The sequence below is a fragment of the Micromonospora chalcea genome, from assembly GCF_028768405.1.
Lineage (GTDB): Bacteria > Actinomycetota > Actinomycetes > Mycobacteriales > Micromonosporaceae > Micromonospora > Micromonospora chalcea.
The window spans coordinates 1,296,707-1,316,946 of sequence record NZ_CP118233.1; the positions used below are offsets into that span (position 1 = coordinate 1,296,707).

Annotated in this window: 22 protein-coding genes and 1 pseudogene; 14 read left to right on the forward strand and 9 right to left on the reverse strand. The window is 72.4% G+C overall.

Going from position 1 to position 20,240, the window contains the following annotated elements; all coding sequences use genetic code 11:
• The first annotated feature begins 112 nt into the window (after positions 1-112).
• On the forward strand, positions 113-2,107 hold the full coding sequence (locus tag PVK74_RS06005; RefSeq protein WP_274478435.1) for a beta-galactosidase: 1,995 nt from the start codon (positions 113-115) through the stop codon (positions 2,105-2,107).
• Between the two features lie 54 nt (positions 2,108-2,161).
• On the opposite strand, the gene PVK74_RS06010 is transcribed toward PVK74_RS06005, so the two are convergent.
• Entirely contained in the window at positions 2,162-2,812 is a 651-nt protein-coding gene (locus PVK74_RS06010) for a LysE family translocator (protein ID WP_043324080.1), read from the reverse strand.
• A gap of 199 nt (positions 2,813-3,011) precedes the next feature.
• On the opposite strand from PVK74_RS06010, the gene PVK74_RS06015 reads away from it, so the two are divergent.
• Both PVK74_RS06015 and PVK74_RS06020 read left to right on the forward strand, forming a co-directional pair.
• Positions 3,012-3,548, forward strand: coding sequence for a GNAT family N-acetyltransferase (locus PVK74_RS06015; protein ID WP_064445981.1), 537 nt, complete (start codon positions 3,012-3,014; stop codon positions 3,546-3,548).
• 234 nt (positions 3,549-3,782) lie between these two features.
• On the forward strand, positions 3,783-4,253 hold the full coding sequence (locus PVK74_RS06020) for a DnaJ family domain-containing protein (protein WP_104114074.1): 471 nt from the start codon (positions 3,783-3,785) through the stop codon (positions 4,251-4,253).
• A 4-nt stretch (positions 4,254-4,257) separates the two neighbouring features.
• Here the strand turns inward: PVK74_RS06020 and PVK74_RS06025 are convergent, their stop codons facing one another.
• On the reverse strand, positions 4,258-4,824 hold the full coding sequence (locus tag PVK74_RS06025) for a DinB family protein (protein WP_274478436.1): 567 nt from the start codon (positions 4,822-4,824) through the stop codon (positions 4,258-4,260).
• Entirely contained in the window at positions 4,821-5,597 is a 777-nt protein-coding gene (locus PVK74_RS06030; RefSeq protein ID WP_274478437.1) for a class I SAM-dependent methyltransferase, read from the reverse strand. Before PVK74_RS06030 ends, PVK74_RS06025 begins: the two co-directional genes overlap by 4 nt.
• 226 nt (positions 5,598-5,823) lie before the next feature.
• Between PVK74_RS06030 and PVK74_RS06035 the strand changes: the two are divergent.
• The 3 genes and pseudogenes from PVK74_RS06035 (at position 5,824) to PVK74_RS06045 (ending at position 8,391) form a co-directional block, all read left to right on the forward strand.
• Positions 5,824-6,755, forward strand: a pseudogene (locus tag PVK74_RS06035) (TerC family protein).
• Between the two features lie 229 nt (positions 6,756-6,984).
• A complete protein-coding gene (locus PVK74_RS06040) occupies positions 6,985-7,476 on the forward strand; it encodes a hypothetical protein (RefSeq protein WP_146074848.1) in 492 nt (163 codons plus the stop codon).
• A 54-nt stretch (positions 7,477-7,530) separates the two neighbouring features.
• Positions 7,531-8,391, forward strand: coding sequence for an MBL fold metallo-hydrolase (locus PVK74_RS06045; protein ID WP_274478438.1), 861 nt, complete (start codon positions 7,531-7,533; stop codon positions 8,389-8,391).
• Between the two features lie 3 nt (positions 8,392-8,394).
• Here the strand turns inward: PVK74_RS06045 and PVK74_RS06050 are convergent, their stop codons facing one another.
• The gene (locus tag PVK74_RS06050) at positions 8,395-9,117 is read right to left on the reverse strand and encodes a hypothetical protein (protein WP_274478439.1); all 723 of its coding nucleotides are present in this window, start codon (positions 9,115-9,117) and stop codon (positions 8,395-8,397) included.
• 254 nt (positions 9,118-9,371) lie between these two features.
• Between PVK74_RS06050 and PVK74_RS06055 the strand changes: the two genes are divergently transcribed.
• On the forward strand, positions 9,372-10,118 hold the full coding sequence (locus PVK74_RS06055; protein WP_274478441.1) for an SDR family oxidoreductase: 747 nt from the start codon (positions 9,372-9,374) through the stop codon (positions 10,116-10,118).
• On the opposite strand, the gene PVK74_RS06060 is transcribed toward PVK74_RS06055, so the two are convergent.
• Positions 10,098-10,691, reverse strand: a complete 594-nt coding sequence (locus PVK74_RS06060; protein ID WP_274478442.1) for a TetR/AcrR family transcriptional regulator — start codon at positions 10,689-10,691, stop codon at positions 10,098-10,100. The two genes, PVK74_RS06055 and PVK74_RS06060, sit on opposite strands and share 21 nt — an antisense overlap.
• Positions 10,692-10,818: 127 nt before the next feature.
• On the opposite strand from PVK74_RS06060, the gene PVK74_RS06065 reads away from it, so the two are divergent.
• The gene (locus PVK74_RS06065; protein WP_420800531.1) at positions 10,819-11,991 is read left to right on the forward strand and encodes a macrolide family glycosyltransferase; all 1,173 of its coding nucleotides are present in this window, start codon (positions 10,819-10,821) and stop codon (positions 11,989-11,991) included.
• A gap of 46 nt (positions 11,992-12,037) precedes the next feature.
• Here the strand turns inward: PVK74_RS06065 and PVK74_RS06070 are convergent, their stop codons facing one another.
• On the reverse strand, positions 12,038-12,574 hold the full coding sequence (locus tag PVK74_RS06070) for a DUF1062 domain-containing protein (RefSeq protein WP_274478444.1): 537 nt from the start codon (positions 12,572-12,574) through the stop codon (positions 12,038-12,040).
• 328 nt (positions 12,575-12,902) lie between these two features.
• On the opposite strand from PVK74_RS06070, the gene PVK74_RS06075 reads away from it, so the two are divergent.
• Positions 12,903-13,511, forward strand: a complete 609-nt coding sequence (locus PVK74_RS06075) for an acyl-CoA-like ligand-binding transcription factor (protein WP_274478445.1) — start codon at positions 12,903-12,905, stop codon at positions 13,509-13,511.
• A gap of 68 nt (positions 13,512-13,579) precedes the next feature.
• On the forward strand, positions 13,580-15,148 hold the full coding sequence (locus PVK74_RS06080) for an MDR family MFS transporter (protein ID WP_187692679.1): 1,569 nt from the start codon (positions 13,580-13,582) through the stop codon (positions 15,146-15,148).
• A gap of 66 nt (positions 15,149-15,214) precedes the next feature.
• Here PVK74_RS06080 and PVK74_RS06085 read toward each other — a convergent pair whose 3' ends face one another.
• The 3 genes from PVK74_RS06085 to PVK74_RS06095 all read right to left on the reverse strand — a co-directional run bounded on the left by PVK74_RS06085 (position 15,215) and on the right by PVK74_RS06095 (position 18,031).
• Positions 15,215-15,523, reverse strand: a complete 309-nt coding sequence (locus PVK74_RS06085; RefSeq protein WP_013286318.1) for a hypothetical protein — start codon at positions 15,521-15,523, stop codon at positions 15,215-15,217.
• 134 nt (positions 15,524-15,657) lie between these two features.
• Positions 15,658-16,476, reverse strand: a complete 819-nt coding sequence (locus PVK74_RS06090) for a TIGR04222 domain-containing membrane protein (RefSeq protein WP_274478448.1) — start codon at positions 16,474-16,476, stop codon at positions 15,658-15,660.
• 13 nt (positions 16,477-16,489) lie between these two features.
• On the reverse strand, positions 16,490-18,031 hold the full coding sequence (locus tag PVK74_RS06095; RefSeq protein WP_274478449.1) for an ArnT family glycosyltransferase: 1,542 nt from the start codon (positions 18,029-18,031) through the stop codon (positions 16,490-16,492).
• Between the two features lie 108 nt (positions 18,032-18,139).
• On the opposite strand from PVK74_RS06095, the gene PVK74_RS06100 reads away from it, so the two are divergent.
• From PVK74_RS06100 to PVK74_RS06115, 4 genes are all read left to right on the forward strand, one after another.
• The gene (locus tag PVK74_RS06100) at positions 18,140-18,628 is read left to right on the forward strand and encodes a GNAT family N-acetyltransferase (RefSeq protein ID WP_274478450.1); all 489 of its coding nucleotides are present in this window, start codon (positions 18,140-18,142) and stop codon (positions 18,626-18,628) included.
• Positions 18,629-18,686: 58 nt separating this feature from the next.
• Entirely contained in the window at positions 18,687-19,214 is a 528-nt protein-coding gene (locus PVK74_RS06105) for a DUF2087 domain-containing protein (RefSeq protein WP_274478451.1), read from the forward strand.
• On the forward strand, positions 19,211-19,720 hold the full coding sequence (locus PVK74_RS06110) for a GNAT family N-acetyltransferase (protein WP_274478452.1): 510 nt from the start codon (positions 19,211-19,213) through the stop codon (positions 19,718-19,720). Before PVK74_RS06105 ends, PVK74_RS06110 begins: the two co-directional genes overlap by 4 nt.
• Positions 19,721-19,794: 74 nt before the next feature.
• The gene (locus tag PVK74_RS06115) at positions 19,795-20,229 is read left to right on the forward strand and encodes an Hsp20/alpha crystallin family protein (RefSeq protein WP_030504676.1); all 435 of its coding nucleotides are present in this window, start codon (positions 19,795-19,797) and stop codon (positions 20,227-20,229) included.
• The last annotated feature ends 11 nt before the right edge of the window (positions 20,230-20,240 follow it).

The window sequence follows — 20,240 nt, forward strand, 5'->3', positions numbered from 1 at the left end:
CGTCTCCTCGCGGCGTCCACGGGCGGTCCCGCCAGTTTCTTTGGAAGCCCAACTAACTGTCAATGATCGACGCCATTGACTTTCCTTCTCACCTGTTCCTATTTTGGCCGGGATGACAACTAAAGCGCCGTGGAGCGACGGGCGGCTCTGCTACGGCGGGGACTGGAACCCGGAACAGTGGCCGCCGGAGGTGTGGCGCGAGGACGTCGCCCTGATGCGCGCCGCCGGGGTCAACCTGGTCACCGTCGGCGTGTTCGCCTGGTCCCGGCTGGAACCCGAACCCGGCCGCCACACGTTCGACTGGCTCGACCGCGTCCTGGACCTGCTGCACGCGAACGGCATCCGGGCCGCGCTGGCCACCCCGACCGCGTCGCCGCCGCCGTGGTTCTCGCTGCGGCACCCGGACGCGCTGCCGGTCACCGCCGACGGCGTCCGCCTGACCCACGGCAGCCGCGACACCTACTGCGCCGCCGCGCCCGCGTACCGCGACGCCGCCCGCAGCATCGCCGAGGTGCTGGCCGCCCGGTACGCGCACCACCCGGCGCTCGCGCTGTGGCACGTGCACAACGAGTACGGCACCACCTGCCACTGCCCGCACACCGAGGCGGCGTTCCGCCGCTGGATCACCGGCCGGTACGGCGACCTCGACGCGCTGAACGACGCCTGGGTGACCAGCTTCTGGAGCCAGCACTACTCCGACTGGGCGCAGGTCGGCACGCCCCGCGCCACGCAATATCTCGCGAACCCCGGCCAGCTGCTCGACTTCCGCCGCTTCTGGTCCGACACACTGCTGTCCGCGTACACCGAGCAGCGTGACCTGCTGCGGGCGGCGAACCCGGCGGTGCCGGTCACCACCAACTACGTGCTCGGCGACTGGGTGCCGGTGGACCACGCCCGCTGGGCGCGCGAGGTGGACGTGGTCGCGATCGACCACTACCCGTCCGCGGTCGGCGCGGGCGCGCAGGAGCAGACCGCGTTCGCCGCCGACGTGGCCCGCGGCTGGGCCCGCCACGGCACCGGGCGGCCGTGGCTGCTGATGGAGAGCGCCCCCAACCAGATCCACACCGCCGGGCGGATGCACACCAAGGAACCCGGCCGGATGACCCGGCACAGCCTCGCCCACGTGGCACGCGGCTCGGCCGGGGTGATGTTCTTCCAGTGGCGCGCCCCGGCCGGCGGCGCGGAACGGTTCCACTCCGCCGTGGTGTCGCACGCCGGGGCGGACACCCGCGTGTTCCGCGAGGCCGCCGACCTGGGCGCCGCGCTGGGCCGGCTCGCCGGGACCGCGCCGGGCCGCGTCGAGGCGGGCGTGGCCATCGCGTACGACGCGGCGAGCGGCTGGGCGCTGCGGCACCCCGGGATGCCCCGCGCCGGACTCGACCACCCCGGCGAGGCGGCTGCCGCGCACCGAGCGCTGTGGCACGCGGGGGTCACCGCCGACGTGGTGCCGCCCGGCGCGCCGCTCGACGATCACCGGCTGCTCGTTCTCCCGGCCCTCTACCTGGCCTCGGACGCCACAGTCGACTGGGTACGCCGGCACGTCCACGCCGGCGGGCACCTGCTGGTGACCTGGCTCAGCGGTGTCGCCGACGAGCACGCCCGGGTACGCCTCGGCGGCTACCCGGGCGCGTACCGGGACCTGCTCGGCGTACGGGTGGAGGAGTTCCACCCGCTCGCCGACGACGAACACGTGCCGCTGACCGGCGGCGGGACCGGCCGGATCTGGTCCGAGACGGTGCACCCGGCCGGCGCGGAGACGATCAGCGCGTACGCCGGGGGAGTGCTTGACGGCCGTCCCGCGATCACCCGGCACCGGATCGGTGACGCGTACGCCTGGTACGTCTCCACCCGCCCCGACGACGACACCTATCGGCGGTTGCTCGCCGAGGCAGCAGGGCTCGCCGGTGTGACCCCGACCTGTCCCGGAGCGCCCGAGGGTGTCGAGGCGGTACGCCGCCACGACGGCCTGCTCTACCTGCTCAACCACACCGACCGGCCGCAGCGGGTGCCGGTCACCGGGCTCGACCTGCTGACCGGCGCGACGGCCGACGGCTCGTTGACGGTGCCGCCGGGTGGTGTTGCGGTCGTGCGCGAGGAGCCGTCGTGACGTCGCCCCGGCGGCATGCGTTCGTGACGGACGGCTTGGGTGCGCGTACCCCGGTCAGGGGGTGGCGACGGCGGCGCGGGAGCGGTCCGCGGCGATCCGCACCGCGAGCGCGGCAAGCACCGTGCCCATGACCCACCGCTGCAGGCGCGCCCAGCCCGGCCGCCGGGTGAGGAACGCCGACACCGAACCGGCACTCAGCACGATCAGCGCGTTCACGGTGAGCGCCACGACGATCTGGGTCAGGCCGAGCAGCAGGCTCTGCACCGCCACGTGCCCGCGCGCCGGGTCGACGAACTGCGGCAGCAGCGACACGTACAGGATGGCGATCTTCGGGTTGAGCAGGTTGGTGACCAGGCCCATGGTGAACAGGCGCCGGGGCCGGTCCGGCGGCAACGGCGTCGGGGTGAACGCCGACGTGCCGCCCGGGCGCAGCGTGCGCCAGGCCAGCCACAGCAGGTACGCCGCGCCGGCCAGCTTCACCGCCGTGTACAGCGGCGGGACCAGCACGAACACGGTGGCGATGCCGGCCACCGCGGCGGCCAGGTAGACCAGGAACCCGGCTGCCACCCCGAGCAGCGACACCAGTCCGGCCCGCCGCCCCTGGGTCACCGAGCGGGACACCAGGTAGACCATGTTCGGCCCGGGCGTGAGCACCAGACCGAGCGCCACCAGGGCGATCCCCATCACCGCGCCGACTGTAACCATGTCGCCTCCCCGTTGCCGACCGTGAACCGGACCCTACGCCCACCCGCCGACACCCACCGCCCCGCCGCGCCCTCACCCCTGCTCCCACTCCGGCGATCATGAGGTTGACGGCGACAAATCGGTCACCGACGGCCGCCAACTTCATGATCGCCGGAGTCGGGGGTCAGCGCGGGGCGGGGGCGGTGGGGATACTTGTCGCATGTCGATCGTGCTGTCCGCGCCGGCGACCGCGACCGCGCCCGGTCTGCTGCTGCGCCCGTGGCGCGACGGTGACGCCGACGCGCTGATCGAGGCGTACCGGGATCCGGTGCTGCGTGCCTGGACCAGACATCCGGTGACCGGACCGGCGCAGGCGCGGGTGTTCCTGCGCCGCAGCCACCAGGGCTGGGCCGCCGGTCACCGGTTCATGTTCGCGGTGCTGGAGGAGGAACGGGTGGCGGCCTGTGTGGTGCTCAAGGACGTCCGCCCGGGCCGCCCGGCCGCCGAGGTCGGCTACTGGACGGCCGCGCCGGCACGGGGCCGGGGCGTCGCGCCACGCGCGGTGGAGGCGGTCACCGGATGGGCGTTCGCCCGGTTCGCCGCCACCGGGCTGACCCACCTGGAGCTGCTGCACCAGGTCGACAACCCGGCGTCCTGCCGCGTGGCGGAAAAGAGCGGGTACGCGTTCGCCGAGGTCCTGCCGGCCCGCGCGCCGTTTCCCCGCGACGGCCACCGCCACGTCCGCCACCTGCCCTGACGCCGGGTCCGGCCCGCCGCTGCTCTCATGAGCCGAGCAGGCGCAGCAGCACCGCCCAGCTCCCGACCAGGCAGGCCGTCGCCACAGCGAGGCCGATGAGCCAGTCGCGCACGCCGGCGCCCCCTCACCCCGGGGGCACGCTACGCGGCGGTCCGCGCGGGAACAGCTCGGCCCCGCGCGACGCTGACTCTTGTCGGACGGCGGCGGCTACCGTGGGTACGGGAGGTGACGGCGGTGACGACAGCCTGGGAGGCCGCGGTCGAGGCGCAGATCCGCTCGGCCCAGGAACGCGGCGAGTTCGACAACCTGCCGGGCGCGGGCAAGCCCATCCCGGGGCGCGACACGCCCTACGACGAGGGCTGGTGGATCCGCAGCTTCATGGAGCGCGAGCAGATCCCGTCCGACCTGCTGCTGCCCACGCCGCTGCAGTTGCGCCGCCGCATCGAACAGCTTCCGGTCGAGCTGCGTGACCTGCCCACCGAGGAGGCCGTCCGCTCGTACGTGGCGGCGCTCAACACCGAGGTGGTCGCCTGGCTGCGTACCCCGACCGGGCCACGTGTGGTGGTACGCCCGGTGAACGTCGAGGAGGCGGTGCGCGGCTGGCGCGCCGACCGGGAACGCGCCGCGCCGGTCGTCACGACGCCGGAGCCAGCCCGTGCCGCGTCGGCCCGCCCGCGCCGCCGTTGGCGCTGGTGGCGCCGCTGAGCGTTCAGGGGCGCGCCGCCTGCCAGGTCCACGAGGTACGCCGTGGCCGGTCGCCGAGCGGCGCGCGGCCGGTCAGCCACAGCAGCACCGGCGCCGGCCTGCCGTCGGGCGCATCCGGGAACAACCGGCTCACCACCCGGGCGCACAGCTCGGCGGGTGGCGACCAGTCCAGGCCGAGCCCTCGGGTCAGGTCGTGTGTGTGCAGCAGGATCTCGGCCACGCCCATCGCGGCGAAGCCGCCCGGATCGCAGGGGCCGAAGTGCCACGCCCGGTCGTCCGGGCTCGCGGCGTCGACAGTGGCGGCCAGGATCCCGGCCGCGGCCGCCGCGACGGTGAGCACCTCGGCGGGCGCGGCGTCCGCGTGTACCCGCAGGTCGTACGGGAGGTAGCCGCCGTCGGGCCGGCCGGACACCTGACCGGCGTACGCGATCAGGTCGTGCGCGATGTGCGCGGCGGTGGTCCAGCAGGACCAGTCCAGGTCTCCCGCGCGTACCGTCCAGTCCCGGTCGGCGGCGGGCCGCAGCACGGCAGTCGTCGCCGCGGCGGCGGCGCGGAGGTCCGCGCCGTTCACAATCGCCGCACGCGCAGCACACAGGTGAGCATCGGCAGCGTGAACTCGCCGTCGGCGGTCTCCGGCCGGCTCGCCAGGTACGCGCGGATACGGTCGAGCGTCTCCGTGCGCTCCCGTTCCGGCATGACCAGCATCCCGGCCCTGGTGGCGAGCGTCGCCACGAGCGAGTCGGCGGTCCGGCGCTGCCCGTGCGGGAACTCCGCCTGCTCGGGCGAGCCGAACCGGGCCTCGCCGGTCTTCGGCAGGTGCATGGTCGCCGTGGCGTCGCGCCAGCTCGCGGGCGTGTCCCGGGGGCCGATGGCGGCGCTGCCGCTGACCGTCGCGAGCCCGGCGACCCAGTCGACCCGGTCGTCCACGACGTTCCACAGTCCGGCCAGGACACCGCCGGGGGAGAGGACGCGGGCGATCTCCGGCCCGCCCACTGCCATGTCGAACCAGTGCATGGCGTTGCCGGCGACCACGGCGTCGACGGAGGCGTCCGGCAGCGGGATCGCCTCGGCGCTGCCGGACAGCGCCCGTATCCCCGGCAGGGTGCGGCGGAGCTCGGCGAGCATCGCCGGGTCCGGCTCGACGGCTGTCACGTCGTCGCTCACCTCGACCAGCGTGGCGGTGAGCTTGCCGGTGCCCGCGCCGAGGTCGAGCACCCGCGCGCCGGGTGCGGGTTCGAGCGCCCACCGCAGGGCGGCCCGCGCGTAGTCGGGCCGGTGTTCGGCGTACGCGGTGGCCGCTGCGCCGAACGACGAGGAGTGCCGGCGTCGTGCGTCTTCGTCCATCGGGTCACCCTATCGACGGGCCGGGCTCCTTGACGTGCGAAGCATACTTCGTGAATAATGGATCGTAGTTCGAGGGGGAGTACCCGAGGATCCACGCATCGCCGTCAGTACGGGCCCGGCCCATCCGGATCCCGGCGGTGCAGCCACCGCTGTCAGTGGCCCGGGGAGACCTTCGTCCAGCAGCGCCGGCACCCCGCCGGCCCGGGGCGAGAGGTCTCCCTTCGGTATGTCCGTGTCCCTGTGGATCTGGGCCGTACTCATGCTGGCGATCGCGGCGATGCTCGCCGTCGACCTGTTCCTGCACCGCGACAACCACGTCATCGGATTTCGTGAGGCAGCGGTCTGGTCCGGCATCTGGATCGCCGCCGGTCTGCTCTTCGGCGTCGTCCTGTGGGTCTGGCAGGGCGGTGACGTGGCAGGCACCTACTACGCCGGCTACCTGATCGAGAAGGCGCTGTCGATCGACAACGTCTTCGTCTTCGCGCTGATCTTCAGCTACTTCGCCGTGCCCGCCGCGTCCAGCACAAGGTGCTGTTCTGGGGTGTCATCGGCGCCCTGGTGTTCCGGCTGGTCTTCATCTTCGTCGGCGCCGAGCTGCTGGAGACGTTCTTCTGGACCGCGTACGTGTTCGGCGCGTTCCTCGTCTACACCGGCTACAAGATGGCGTTCCGCCACGACGAGCAGACCCCGCCGGACCGCAACCCCGTCGTCCGGCTGGTCCGCCGGGTCGTTCCGACCGACCCCGCATTCCACGGTGACAGGTTCTTCGCCCGGATCGACGGCAAGCGGGTCGCGACGCTGCTGTTCGTGGTCCTGATCGCGGTGGAGACCACCGATCTGATCTTCGCGATCGACAGCGTCGCCGCGATCCTGGCCATCACCACCAGCACGTTCATCGTCTGGACCGCCAACGCCTTCGCCATCCTCGGCCTGCGCAGCCTCTACTTCTGCCTCGCCGGGCTGCTGCGCCGCTTCGTGCACCTGCACTACGGCCTGGCCGTCCTGCTCGCCTTCGCCGGCGTGAAGTTGATCCTGTCGGAGACGCCGGTCGGCAAGCTGCCCATCCCGGTCACCCTCGGCGTGATCGTGGTGACGATCGCGGTGTCGATCCTGTGGAGCCTGCGCAGCACCCGCGGCGCCGTTCCGGACGGCCATTAGGGTGTGTCGAAGTCGGTCACAGCCATTCGTTGTCGGCGCCGAGGTTGAACCATCCATCGGAGACCTCGCCACATTTCGATCTCCGACACGCCGAGCGGTCACTCCAGCTCAGGCACCATCGCCGTCTGAGCTGTCATGCAGTGGCGCAGAAGTCCGACGGGCGGCGGCCCCGACGTGACAGCCGCTGCCGACGCCTACCGGACCGGTGACCAGTAAGTGAGGGATGCGCTTGATCGACTCCGTCCGTCGAATCGCTGCGGCTCTGGCACGGCTTGCACCGCCGTACGGGCCGCTGGAGCTGCCACCGCCGGTCCCTCTGGACGAGCCGCTCGACGACATCGCCCCCGGTTACGCCGAGTTCCTCCGCCTCGCCGACGGGGCCGACTGTGGAAGCACCGGCGACATGCGGCTGTGGTCGGCAGCATCAGTGCGCCATACACCGTGGATGGCCGACGACCTGCCGGGCGGTGCTACGCGCTGGTGCGTGGTCGCGGACGTCCTGCAGAATCCCGTCTTCGTTGAGCGTGCAACCGGCGAGGTGTGGTGGTTCTCCGACCTGAACATCGTCTGGTACACCGACAGCGACCTTGCCAGTTTCGCCAAGCTGGCCGACGACGTTGCCGGGTTCATCGACCACCTCATCCTCGGTCCTGGGTACGTCCAGCACCTTTCCACCGGGCGAGACGACCCGTGGCTGGAGGCGCTGTCGACCAGCGAGTGAGGTGCGCCCAGCACTACTGACTTTGACACCGCCCCAGCGCACTACCATCTGCGCATGGGCTCGGGCGGCGGGACGTCTGTCGAAGCCGTGTTCTTCGGCACCACGACCGTCTGGCTGTCCGACGGGGCGTCCGGCATCCTGATCGACGGCTTCCTGAGCAGGCCCTCGCTGCTCCGTGTCGCGTTCGGTCGCGTCGCTCCCGACCTCGGGCGGATCACCGGCGCTCTCGCCCGGGCCGGGGTGACCCGTCTCGACGCGCTCTTCGTCGCCCACTCCCACTACGACCACGTCATGGACGCCCCCGAGGTCGTCAAGCATCTCGGGGGCAGGCTCTTCGGTTCCGAGTCGACCCTGAACGTGGGGCGTGGCGCGGGCCTCGCCGAGGAGTCGATGACACGCATCGCGGACGGCGACGAGCACACGGTCGGCGCGTTCACCGTGCGTGTGCTCGCCGCCGTCCACAGCCCCGGCAACAGGTTCCCGGGCACGATCGACGAACCGCTCGTCCCACCGGTCAGGGCGAGCAGCTACCGCGACGGCGGATGCTTCTCCTTTTTCGTCACCCATCCCGGCGGTTCGCTGCTGATCCATCCGAGCGCCAACTTCGTACCCGGCAAGTTCGACGGGCTCGACGTCGACGTCCTCTACCTCGCGACAGGCGCTCTGGGTGTTCAGCCGCGGCGGTTCCAGGACGACTACTGGCGGCACGTGGTGGAAGCGACGCGGCCCGGCGTCATCGTGCCGATCCACTGGGACAACTTCTTCGTGTCGCTGGACCGCAGGCTCCGCCCGCTGCCGCCCGTCTTCGACAGGTTCGCCGTGACGAAGGCGTTCCTCGACCGCAGGAGTGCGGAGGCCCGGATCCCCGTGCGGTTCCCCGAGCCCTTCGAGGTGACCAGGCCGTTCGCGAGGTAGGCGTCAGCGGAACCGGTCGACGGTGACGGGAAGCATCCCCTGCTCGCGCATCCGAGTCGTCAGACCGTACAGCAGCACACCTACGGCCTCATCGCGGTCGCCGAGAAGGTCGCAGGTCACGTCCAGTCCCCAGGCGGCACCCGCGGCAACGCGGCGCAGATCCCAGCGGAAGGCGTCGCCGCGGACCTGTCGGCGCGCCGCTCCCAGGACACGCGTGCCGGGATCCGCCGGGTCGCCGGTGATCGGCATCTGCCACGCCTCGCTGAGTGCCGTGAGATCGTCCGGGCTCAGCTCGCCGGCGAACAGGATCCGGTAGACGCGCGTCTCACGGAACCCCGGCCGGGGTCCGGAGTCGCCCAGCCGCAAAGGGGAGGGCGGCTGAGCCGGAGGGGCGCCGAAGCACTCCCGCAGCGTGTCCTCGTCCGGCAGGTCCGCGCCGCAGAGATCTCGATAGAGCGCCGCCGCCGCGTCGCGGTCGACGGGCGTCACCCGCTCGCGTAACCCGGCGTCCGCACGTAGCCGCCGGCTGGTGGCCGACGCCTCGTGCCAACGCCCCTCGGACCGGATCCAGCCAACGCTCACCAGCCCGGCGGAGGAGTAGTCCGCCGCGAGCAGGAACTCCTCGGCCAACAGTCCTTCCGGCGCGCCGGCGGCGTCGTACAGCACGTAGTAGTGCAGTGCGGGAGGTGAGCCGGCCATCTGGCGCGCGGGGGATGTCGTCGTCACCCGTGGATTGTCGAGCAGGCCGGGAGCCGACGGTGCCCGGCTCGCCGAACACTTTCGGTGCCGCGACTATTATCGGATTACCGGTAACAGTAATCGACCTACCTGGCCGGTCAAATAGGACGAATCGGCGCTACACCATAATGACAGTTATGTGCGCGCGGTGGGTGTGGCGCGAGATGCGCGGCGAGGGACCACCTCTCGGTCCTCGAACGACTACGGTGAGGCGATCGCGTCCGGGAGGAGGTCGACTGGCAATGCGGATCGCGGTTGCCGGAGCGACGGGCCGCATCGGGGCCCTCACCGTCGCCGCGCTGCAGCGGCAGGGTCACCACGTCGTACGCATCAGCCGCTCGCTGGGCGTGGACGTGATGACGGGCGACGGGCTGGACGAGGCGCTCGCCGGCGTCGAGTCGGTGGTCGACGCGACCAATGTGGCGGCAGGGGAGCGTTCCGAGACGATGGCGTACCTCGGTGGCCTCACCCGCAACCTGCTGGCAGCCGAACAGCGCGCCGGCGTGCGGCACCACGTGTTGCTGTCGATCGTCGGCATCCACCGGGTCGACGACAACGCCCACTACGCGGGCAAGAGGGAGCAGGAACGACTGGTCGAATGCGGGCCGGTGCCGTGGACGATCGTTCCGGCCACCCAGTTCCACGACTTCGCCGCCATGGTCACGAGCTGGACCGAACGCGACGGCGTCGCCACCGTCGCGCCGCTGCTGGTGCAACCGATCGCACCCCGAGACGTCGCCGACATCCTCGCCGAGGTCGCCGTCGGCGAACCGCGGGGGCGCCACGTGGACATCGCCGGGCCCGCGACGGAGGACCTCGTGGACATGGCCCGGCGTACCAATGAGGCGCGGGGGCGCCGGGTCCGGCTCGTCCCGACGTGGTCCGGCGTGTTCGGCACGTCGATGTCCGGCGACGTGCTGTTGCCGGGCGACGGCGTGCGTATCGCGCCGACCAGCTTCGACGACTGGCTAGCCGCGGGTGCCCGGTGACGGGGTGACCGCGGTGACGACCAGGTCGACGATCCCGTCGGCGTAGTCGTCGGTCAGCGGGCCGTTGCGCAGCAGCCAGCGGTGGTACAGCGGACCGAACAGCAGCTCCACCACCAGGTCAAGCGCCGCGTCGGGGCGTACCTGGCCGGCCTCGCGGGCGGCCTCCAGCCGGGCGCGGACCGCATTCAACTGAGGACGGAGCAGCCGGTCGCGCGCCTGGGCGGCCAGTTCCTCATCGGCGAGCGTCTCGATGGTGATGGCACGCGTGGTGGCGGACAGCCGGGGATCGGCGAACTCGGCGACTGTGGCCCGGAGAACCGCACGCAGATCAGCCCGCAGGTCGCCGGTGTCGGGCAGCGCGATCACCTCCGGCATGTCGTCGGCGAGCGCGTCCAGGATGACCGCGCCCTTGCCGCGCCACCAGCGGTAGATGGTCTGCTTGCCGACCCCGGCGCGGGCGGCGATCGCCTCGACGGTCAGGGCCGAATAGCCGGTCTCGGTCAGCAGCTCCAGGGCGGCGGCGAGGATCGCGCGGCGGGACTGCTCGTTGCGGCGGGTGGGCTGCGGAGTCACAGCGGCAGCCTACCGCGAGACGAGACGTATCGTCTTGACGGAGGTGGTCGTGCCATGCTCTGCTGGGCAAGCGAGACGGGACGTCTCGTCTCAGCAGAGATCAGGAGATCACTTGCCGCACATCGCCATGGTCAGCATCCCGTTCCACGGGCACGTCAACCCGAGTCTGGAGATCATCCGTACCCTGGTGCGGCGCGGCCACCGGGTCACGTACGCCAATGACCCCGCCTTCGGCGAGGTCATCCGGTCAACCGGCGCGGAGCTGAAGGCGTACGCCTCGACGCTGCCCGCTGACGGCGGCGCCGGCATCGACGACCCGATCGCGCAGCTCACGCTCTTCCTCGACGACGCGATCGCCATGCTGCCGCAGCTGCGGGCCGCCTACACCGACGACCGGCCGGACCTGTTCCTCTACGACATCGCCGGCGCGCCGGCCCGGCTGCTCGGCGAACAGTGGGGGATCCCGGCCGTCCAGCTGTCCTCGACGTTCGTGGCCTGGGACGGCTACGAGCAGGAGATGGCATCCGCTGTGGAGGCGATGCGGGCCGATCCGCGCGGCGCCGACTACTACCGGCGGTTCACGGCATGGCTGACCGCGCAGAGTTCGTCGGTCACCGACAGCATGGCGTTCCAGGGGCGGCCGCCCCGCAGCCTCGTCCTGCCGCCGGAGGCGCTCCAGCCGAACGCCGACCGCGTGGACCGGTCGGTCTACAGCTTCGTCGGCCCGGTGCTGGGCGACCGCGCCGAGCAGGGTTCCTGGGTACGACCGGAGCACGCCGGGAAGGTGCTGCTCGTCTCGCTCGGCTCCGCCTTCACCCGGCAGCCCGAGTTCTACCGCCGCTGCGTCGCCGCGTTCGGCGACCTGCCCGGCTGGCACACCGTCCTGCAGATCGGCGAGCACGTCGACCCGGCCGAACTCGGTCCCGTCCCGGACAGCGTCGAGGTCCACCGGTGGGTGCCGCAGCTGGCCGTACTGGAGCAGGCGGATGCCTTCGTCACCCACGCCGGCATGGGCGGCAGCAGCGAAGGTCTCTACTGCGGGACGCCGATGATCGCCGTACCGCAGGCGGCCGACCAGTTCGCGAACGCCGAGCAGCTGGCCGCGCTCGGCGTCGCCCGCGTCGTCGACTCGGGCACCGTCACCGCCGCGGAGCTGCGCGAGACGTTGCTCGCCCTCACGTCGGACCCGGCCGTGGCGGTCCGCAGCGCCGAGCTGAAGCGGCAGGCCCGCGCCGCCGGGGGCGCCGACCGGGCCGCCGACCTGATCGAGGCCGAACTCGCCGTCGCGCTCGGCGGGTAGAGCCGTGGTCGCGGCGGCGGCCCGGGCCGCCGCGACCACGGCGCGGTCAGTCCTCCGCCAGCACCGTGAAGGTGAATGCGGTGCTCGTCGGACGCTTCAGCGGGATGTCGCACTTGACCCGGCGCAGCACCTCGGACCGGGTGAGGCCGAACCGGTGGGCGATGAGCCGGTCCGGGCGCACCGGCACCGGGTCGTCGAACGTGACGTTCACCTGCAACGGCCACCCGTCGAGCGGCACGACCGGCGCGTCCAGGCGCCACGCTCCGGTCCAGTCGAGGGTGAAGTGGCAGCGCCGGGCGAACGCCGGGTCCAGCAGTGTGGCCGCCACCAGGTCGGGATCGTTGAGTTGGTGGCCGTGCAGATCGGTGGGATCGAACGAACTGACCGCCGCCCGCTCACGGACGGTGAGCTTGCTGGTCCGGCCGCAGGACACGCAGTGCACCAGCAGCCAGACGTCCAGCAGCTTGCCGTTGGCGTTGACGCGGAACCGGCCCCGGGCGGCGGTGGCCGTCTCCGCCCGGCAGATGACGCAGCGCAGCGACAGCAGCGGAAGGCGGGTCCGGCGTACGACCCAGGGCAGCACGATATGAGGTTGGGATGACATGGAGACCTGATCTCTGAAGACCTGACGCGAGGCCGATTACGCGCGGCCTCGGACGCTGTGGCCGGGCGCGCGAGGGCAGCCCGGGGAGCCGTCGCGCAGGCGACGGCTACAGGCGTGGGGAACGTGTCAGGGTCAGAGAGCAGGAGGGGTCACGCGGAATCGTCCTTCTTCGCTGCGACAGGAGTGCGGGAAACGTACGGGACGTGCGGAACCGCTCTCAACCCGTTTTTCCGGCACCGCTGCGTCACACATCACTTCACTGACTAAAAGTTTGCAGTCCCTGCAAGATCGCTCGTAGGGTCGTGGCGTGACCACGGATCAGAGCCGCCCCGGCCTGCGCGACCGCAAGAAGCGGCAGACCCGCGCCGCCCTCAGCGCCGCCGCGCTGCGCCTGGTCGCCGAGCGCGGCCTGGACCAGGTGACGGTGGAGGAGATCAGCGAGGCCGCCGACGTGTCGGCCCGCACCTTCTTCAACTACTTCCCCAGCAAGGACGAGGCGCTGCTCGGCGACCAGCCGACCGACCGCGAGGTGCTTGCCGCCCACATCGTCGCCGCGCCGCCGGAGATGTCCGCGTTCGACGCGCTGCGGCTGGCCTTCGGCGACGTCGTCGAAGCCGTCGAGGCCGACCGGGAGGTGTGGCTGCTGCGGCTGCGGGTCATCGCGGCAAACCCGTCGCTTCTTCCGCGTCTGATCAGCGGCAACGCCGAGACCGAACAGGTGATCGTCGCGGCGGTGGCCGCCCGGCTGGGCCTCGACCCGTGCCACGGCCACCCGACGCTCGTCACCACTGTCGCCGGCGCGGTCTTCCGCACGGCCCTCATGCAGTGGGTCGAGCGACCCGACACGACGACGCTGCGCGAGCTGACCGCCGAGGCGTTCGCCGCCGTCGCCGCCGGCCTGCCCGATCCGTCCTGACCCCTCCCATCCGTACCGGCCGCCGCCGTCGCGCGGCCGCTCGCACGTGCACACCGACAAGGAGTTCGATGACCACCGCCACTGTTCCACCCGCCGAGACGGGTACGCGGATGTCACGCCGGGAGATCCTCCAGGCGTTGTCCGGCCTGATGGTCGGCATGTTCGTGGCGATCCTCGCCTCGACGGTGGTGGCAAACGCGCTGCCCCGGATCATCGCCGACCTCAACGGCAGCCAGACCGTCTACACCTGGATCGTCACCAGCGAGCTGCTGGCGATGACCGCGACGGTCCCGCTGTGGGGCAAGATGGCCGACCTCTACAGCAAGAAGCTGCTGATCCAGTTGTCCCTCGGCCTTTTCGTGGTCGGCTCGCTGGTCGCCGGATTCACCCCGAACGTCGAGGTGCTGCTGCTCAGCCGGGTCATCCAAGGCATCGGCGCGGGCGGCATGACCGCGCTCGCCACGATCGTCATGGCGGCCATGATCCCGCCGCGTGAGCTGGGCCGGTACGCCGGCATCTTCGGCGCGGTCTTCGGTGTCGGCACCATCGCCGGCCCGCTGATCGGCGGCGTCCTGGTCGACACGTCCTGGCTCGGCTGGCGCTGGTGCTTCCTGATCGGTGTGCCGTTCAGCCTGCTGTCCATCGCGCTGCTGCAGAAGACGCTGCACCTTCCGGTGGTCCGCCGCAGGGTCCGCATCGACTGGCTCGGCGCCCTGCTGATCACCTCGGGTGTGTCCACGCTGCTGATCTGGTCGTCGCTGGCCGGGAACAAGTTCGACTGGGCGTCCGGCTGGACCGCGCTGCTGGTCGGCGGCGGGCTGGCGCTGCTCGCGCTCGCCGTGTTCGTCGAGTCCCGCACCGAGGAACCGATCATCCCGCTCGGCATCTTCCGCAACCGCACCGTCAGCCTCACCACAGTGGCCAGCATCCTGGTCGGCGTGGCGATGTTCGGCGGCACCGTGTTCCTGTCGCAGTACTTCCAGACCTCGCTCGGCAAGTCGCCGACGGTGGCCGGCCTGATGAGCCTGCCGATGGTCCTCGGCCTGTTGGTCTCCTCGACCGTGGCGGGTCAGCTGATCACCAAGTACGGCCGGTGGAAGATGTTCCTGGTCGCCGGCGCCGCGGTGATGACGGTCGGCATGCTGCTGCTGAGCACCATCGACGCGAACACGAGCGTGCCGATGCTCTCGGTGTACATGGCGGTGCTGGGTGTCGGCGTCGGCATGCTGCTGCAGAACCTGGTGCTGGCCGCGCAGAACGATGTGCCGGCCGCCGAGCTGGGCGCGGCGACCTCGGTGCTGACGTTCTTCCGCAGCATGGGCGGCGCGGTCGGGGTCAGCGCGCTCGGCGCCGTCCTGGCCAACCGGGTGACGTCGCTGACCACCGAGAAGCTCGGGCCGCTGGCCACCGGCGGCGGATCGGCCGAGGTGCCGGATCTGTCGGCCCTGCCGGAGCCGGTGCTGCGGATCGTGCAGGAGGTCTACGGCACCGCCACGTCGGAGATGTTCCTCATCGGCGCGCCGTTCGCGCTGCTCGCCCTGGTCGTCGTGCTGTTCATCAAGGAGAAGCCCCTGAACACGCTCAGCGGTGACGAGCGCCGGGTCCGTGAGGAGGCGGCGGCCGCCGGGATGCACTGATCCCGCACGGTCGAGTGTGGGGCCGCCCCCGGGAGTCACCGGGGGCGGCCCCTTGTGCGATTGCGGTCAGCGTTCCGTACGGTCGTTGATCTCGGTGCCGGACTCGCCGGGCATGGCACCGATCGACTCCTCGGCGGCCCGGCCGCCGGTGCTCTCGTCGCCCTGCTTCAGCGAACTGCGGGGCAGCCCGGCCAGGTGTGCCGGGTCCTCGATCGGCTGGGGCGGCCACTGGTCCTGCGTACCGTCGGTCACCCCGGCGCGGCGCAGCGCCTCGACCAGTTGGTCCGGCGACAGGCGGTCGACCTCCTGTATCCCGGCCCCGCGCGCAATCGCCTGCAGTGTCTTCAGGTCTTCGCTCACGAATGTCTCGGCCATGCCCGAGCCTTCCCGCCCCTCAAGACAAGGAAACCGGCGGGCCTGCCACCGCCGGGTCGATCATGAAGTTGTACCGGACAAACCGGGCGCCGGACACCGTCAACCTCATGATCGACGCGAAATGGGAGGTTCGGTCAGCGGCGGGCGGGTTTGCGGTCGGGGCGGGGACGGTCCCGGTCCGGGTCGATCCCCACCTGGACGGCGAACGCCGGGTCCACGGCGAGCAGGGGGCGGGGGCCGAACAGGGCCATTCCGGTGAGCAGCGTGTCGGTGTCGCGGCCCTGCCAGACCGGGCGGCGCTCGGGGTCGAGGTCGGCGTGCTCGCGGCGCAGCCGCCGCAGCAGGCGCCGGGCGGCGGACCCGGTCTCCGGTACCTCGGTCAGCCACCAGCCGCCGAGCGCGGTGGCCAGGCAGCACAGCAGGAGTCCGGCGACCGAGGCGGGACCACCGGCGGAGCGCCCCTCGACGGCGCTGTCCACGAGCCGGGTCAGCCCGACCACGGCGACCGCGAACAGCGGCACCGTGCCCAGCGCGATCCGCCGTCGCTGCGCGCGGGTGAGCAGCCAGCCGTCGCGGACCAGCCGCCCGACCATACGGCGCAGCGCCCGGCCCACCTCCGGGTCGGCGAGCACCGCGGCCCAGGTCTGCGGGCGGCGCAGCGCGCTGTGCAGGGCGCGCACCAGCGCGGGCGAACCGGCCGGGGGACGCCCCTGCGCGTGCAGGGTGGCCAGCTCGCCGATCTCGACGCCACCGGCGCGGCGCAGCGCGGCCACCCCGAGCTGGCAGGCCAGCAGCGCCCGGTCGGTCAGGTACGCCAGCTCGACCCGGTCGGGCGTCGCGCCCCGGGTACGGCGGCCGGTCAGTTCGCGTACCGCGATCGCGATCGCGACGGCCACGGCGACCGCGCCGAGGTAGTCGAGGAGGAAGATCGACCCGCTGACTCCCCAGAGCATGGCGGCAAGTATGTCAGGAGCCGTGCCGTACCTCGGAGTCCCAGATCTGCGACCACTGGCGGCGCAGCCCTCGGGCGACGAAGATCGGCTCGCCGTTCTCGTCGTTGTCGACGTCGACCCGCTGGTCGACCCGGCCGGCCTCGGTGACCTCGGTGAACCAGGCGCGCAACCGGTCCGGGCGGGACCAGCCGACGACGATCACCACGTCGGCGTCGTCGGGCGGCCGGCCGAACGTGGCCATGCTGTTGTGCCCCGAGTACGCGCGGGGCAGTCCCCGCTGCGGCCCGTACCGAGCCAGCGCGCCGGCCTCGCCGTAGTTGCCGGTCAGCACCACCGCCCGGTCCCGCTCGGGCGGGGGCAGTGCGCGGTGCACGGCGGCGACCGAGTCGGCGAACTCGGGCCAGCCGATGGTCTCGCCCGCGTCGTAGTTCGCCGCGACCACGAACCCGGGCAGCCGGTCGGCGGGCAGCGTGGGCAGCAGCAGCACCGCGCTGCTCGCGGCCATCAGCACGGCGGCGGTGACCAGCAGCGCCTGCCGGATCCGGGGCGCGCCCCGCCGCGCCCATTCGACGGCCGGCACCACCCCGGCGGCGGTGAGCACCAGCAGCAGCGGCGCGTCGTAGTAGCCCTTGCCACCGGCCACCACCACGATCGCGACGACGACCAGCCAGGCCCAGGCCAGCGACCGGTACGCCGCCCAGTCCGGCCGGCGCAGCAGCGCGACCAGCCCGGCTACCCACACCGGAACCGCGAACGGGCTGATGATCAGGAACTGGAGCACCACCGCGTCGATCCGGCCGCTGTAGGAGCTGTCGCCGCCGGCGATCGACGCGGCAACGTCGAGCTGCGGGAAGCCGTGCGCGGCCTGCCACGCCACGTACGGCACGGCGAGCAGCACGGCGACGCCCGTGCCGGCGAGCACCCACCGGTCGCTCAGCAGCCGGCGCGGCCCGGCGATCAGCAGACCGGCGACCAGGCCGACGCCGAGCAGGGCGGGCAGCGGCTTGTTGAGCAGGCCGACGCCGAGCGCGAGCCCGGCGCCGAGCGCCCACCGGCTGTCGCCGGTGCGCAGCATCCGCACCACGCACAGCGCCGCGGCCAGCCACACCAGCAGGTCGACGCTCGTGGTGCTGAGCAGGTGGCCGCCGGCCAGCACGATGCCCGAGGCGGCGGCGAGCACCGCCGCGGCCGTCTGGGTGACGCGGTCGGCGCCGAACTGCCGGGCGATGGCGGCGACCAGCACCACCGCCGCGCCGCCGATGAACGCCGACGGGGTACGCAGCACCACCAGGTTGCCCGGCGCAATCGTGTCGGCCAGCCGGGCCAGCGCCGGCACGAGAGGCCCCTGGTCGACGTAGCCCCAGTCGAGGTGCCGGCCGCACAGCAGGAAGTACAGCTCGTCGCGGTGGTAGCCGTAGCGGCCGGCGAGCGACAGCAGCACGACGGTGAGGACCGCGCCCACCACCAGGGGCGCTGCGGTACGCGGACCGGCGGGCGGCGGGCCAGCGGGCGCGGCGGCCTGGCTCCGATCGACGTCGGCGACTGATTCGGCCACCTGCCCATGATGGACCGCACCGGTGGGCCGTCGATGCCCCGTGACCCTCGGCCGGGTGGACGGAAACCGGTGGCCGGACGGCCGGGGCGACGGTTAGCGTGCCCGGCGATGAGGATTCGTGACTACGCCGATGCCGACTGGGACCAGGTCTGGCCGATCTTCGCCGACGTCGTGACCGCCGCCGACACGTTCGCGTACGACCCGGACTGGTCGCCGGGGACGGCGCGCGAGGTGTGGGTGGAGCGGCCGCCGGGGCGTACCTCGGTCGCGGTGGACCACGACGGCGCGGTGCGCGGCACCGCGAAGATGGGCCCGAACCGGCCGGGGCCGGGGTCGCACGTGGCGACCGCGAGCTTCATGGTGGCGGCGCACGCGCGCGGCCGGGGCGTGGGCCGTGCGCTGTGCGAGGACGCGTTGGACTGGGCCCGGCGGCAGGGCTTCGCCGCGATGCAGTTCAACGCCGTGGTGGAGACCAACACGGCGGCGGTGGAGCTGTACCGGCGGCTGGGCTTCACGGTGATCGGCACCGTGCCGGAGTCGTTCGCCCACCCGACGCTGGGCCGGGTGGGGCTGCACGTCATGCACCGGCGGCTGTGACATCGGCGGCCGGAAAACGCCTGGCCGGACCGGGTGGGTTGCTGACAGGCTGCCCGCCATGACCGCTCATGCCCTCGCCGGGGCGCTCGCCGACGAGCGCCGCCGGACCGTGTTCGCCGCGATCGTGCTCGGCGCCCGCGACCTGTCTGCCGTGGTGGCCCGCACCGGGCTGCCGGCCCGCGACGCCGCGGTGGCCGTACGCCGTCTCACCGACACCGGTGTGCTCGCCGATGACGGGGGCGGGCTGCGGGTCGACGCCGAGCAGCTGCGCGAGTTCGCCCGGGCCGGGGCGGCGTCGCCGGTAGCCCCGGCGGCGAACCCGCGCGAGACGATCCTGCGCACGTTCCTGCGCGACGGCGCGCTGACCCGGCTGCCCGCGCAGCGCGGACGCCGCCGCGTGCTGCTGGAGCACATCACCGAACGCACCTTCGAGCCGGGACGTCGTTATCCGGAGCGGGAGGTGGACGACGCGCTGCGCCGGTGGTGCGAGGGCGGCGAGGCCGACCACGTGACGCTGCGCCGCTACCTGATCGACGACATGCTGCTCACCCGTGAGCAGGGCGTCTATTGGCGGACCGGGCCGTGAGCGGCTGGAGCACGCACGTCGTACGCCCGGAGCAGCCGGACGCGACGCTGGTGCTGCGCGAGTACATGGCGGAGATGGTGCGCCGCTGGTACGGGCGTCCGGAGCAGCCGGGTGAGGTGGACGCCGCGCTGGCCGAGGACCCGAGCGACGACCTGGTCGCGCCGAGCGGGCTGCTGGTGCTGGCCCGCCGCGACGGTCGCCTCGCCGGGTGCGCCGGGCTGCGGTGGCAGCCGGACTGGGCCGAGCTGACCCGGGTGTACGTGCGCCCGGAGCACCGTGGCGCCGGTGGTGGAGCGGCGCTGATCGCCGCGGTCGAGGCGTACGCCGTCGGTGGCGGGGCGACGCGGATCCGGCTGGACACCCGCTCCGACCTGGTCGAGGCGCGGGCCCTGTACGCCCGGCACGGCTACCGGGAGATCCCCGCCTTCACCAGCGGCCCGTACGCGCAGCACTGGTTCGAGAAGTCACTGCCGGCGCGAGTTGACGACGCGGCGCGGGCGCGTTAAAACAGAACCAGGAACTTGAGTCACCAAGACTCAACTTGAGACCTTGGGCAAGGAGAACCGAGGAGGCAAGAGCCATGTTGATGCGTACCGACCCGTTCCGCGAGATCGACCGGATCGCCGAGCAGTTCTTCGGCACCGCCGCCCGGCCCGCCGTGATGCACCTGGACGCCTACCGCGACGGTGACCACTTCTACGCGGCGTTCGACCTGCCCGGCGTCGACCCGGACAGCATCGACTGCACCGTCGAGCGCAACGTGCTGACCGTCCGCGCCGAGCGCCGTCGCCCCAGCGGCGAGAACGTCGAGCTGGTCGCCGCCGAGCGTCCGATGGGCACGTTCACCCGGCAGCTGTTCCTGGGCGACACGCTCGACACCGACCGGCTGGAGGCCGGCTACGAGAACGGCGTGCTGACGCTGCGCATCCCGATCGCCGAGCGCGCCAAGCCGCGCCGGATCACCGTGGCCACGCCCGCCGAGGGCAACGGCCGCCGCCAGCTCACCACCGCCTGATCGTCCACGCC

Excerpts from the sequence above, each read along its gene's own strand:
- PVK74_RS06100 (WP_274478450.1), top strand. The coding sequence starts at position 18,140 with ATGAGGATTCGTGACTACGCCGATGCCGACTGGGACCAGGTCTGGCCG.
- PVK74_RS06105 (WP_274478451.1), top strand. The coding sequence starts at position 18,687 with ATGACCGCTCATGCCCTCGCCGGGGCGCTCGCCGACGAGCGCCGCCGG.
- PVK74_RS06010 (WP_043324080.1), bottom strand. The coding sequence starts at position 2,812 with ATGGTTACAGTCGGCGCGGTGATGGGGATCGCCCTGGTGGCGCTCGGT.
- PVK74_RS06055 (WP_274478441.1), top strand. The coding sequence starts at position 9,372 with ATGCGGATCGCGGTTGCCGGAGCGACGGGCCGCATCGGGGCCCTCACC.
- PVK74_RS06045 (WP_274478438.1), top strand. The coding sequence starts at position 7,531 with ATGGGCTCGGGCGGCGGGACGTCTGTCGAAGCCGTGTTCTTCGGCACC.
- PVK74_RS06115 (WP_030504676.1), top strand. The coding sequence starts at position 19,795 with ATGTTGATGCGTACCGACCCGTTCCGCGAGATCGACCGGATCGCCGAG.
- PVK74_RS06085 (WP_013286318.1), bottom strand. The coding sequence starts at position 15,523 with ATGGCCGAGACATTCGTGAGCGAAGACCTGAAGACACTGCAGGCGATT.
- PVK74_RS06005 (WP_274478435.1), top strand. The coding sequence starts at position 113 with ATGACAACTAAAGCGCCGTGGAGCGACGGGCGGCTCTGCTACGGCGGG.
- PVK74_RS06030 (WP_274478437.1), bottom strand. The coding sequence starts at position 5,597 with ATGGACGAAGACGCACGACGCCGGCACTCCTCGTCGTTCGGCGCAGCG.
- PVK74_RS06090 (WP_274478448.1), bottom strand. The coding sequence starts at position 16,476 with ATGCTCTGGGGAGTCAGCGGGTCGATCTTCCTCCTCGACTACCTCGGC.
- PVK74_RS06065 (WP_420800531.1), top strand. The coding sequence starts at position 10,819 with ATGGTCAGCATCCCGTTCCACGGGCACGTCAACCCGAGTCTGGAGATC.
- PVK74_RS06015 (WP_064445981.1), top strand. The coding sequence starts at position 3,012 with ATGTCGATCGTGCTGTCCGCGCCGGCGACCGCGACCGCGCCCGGTCTG.
- PVK74_RS06080 (WP_187692679.1), top strand. The coding sequence starts at position 13,580 with ATGACCACCGCCACTGTTCCACCCGCCGAGACGGGTACGCGGATGTCA.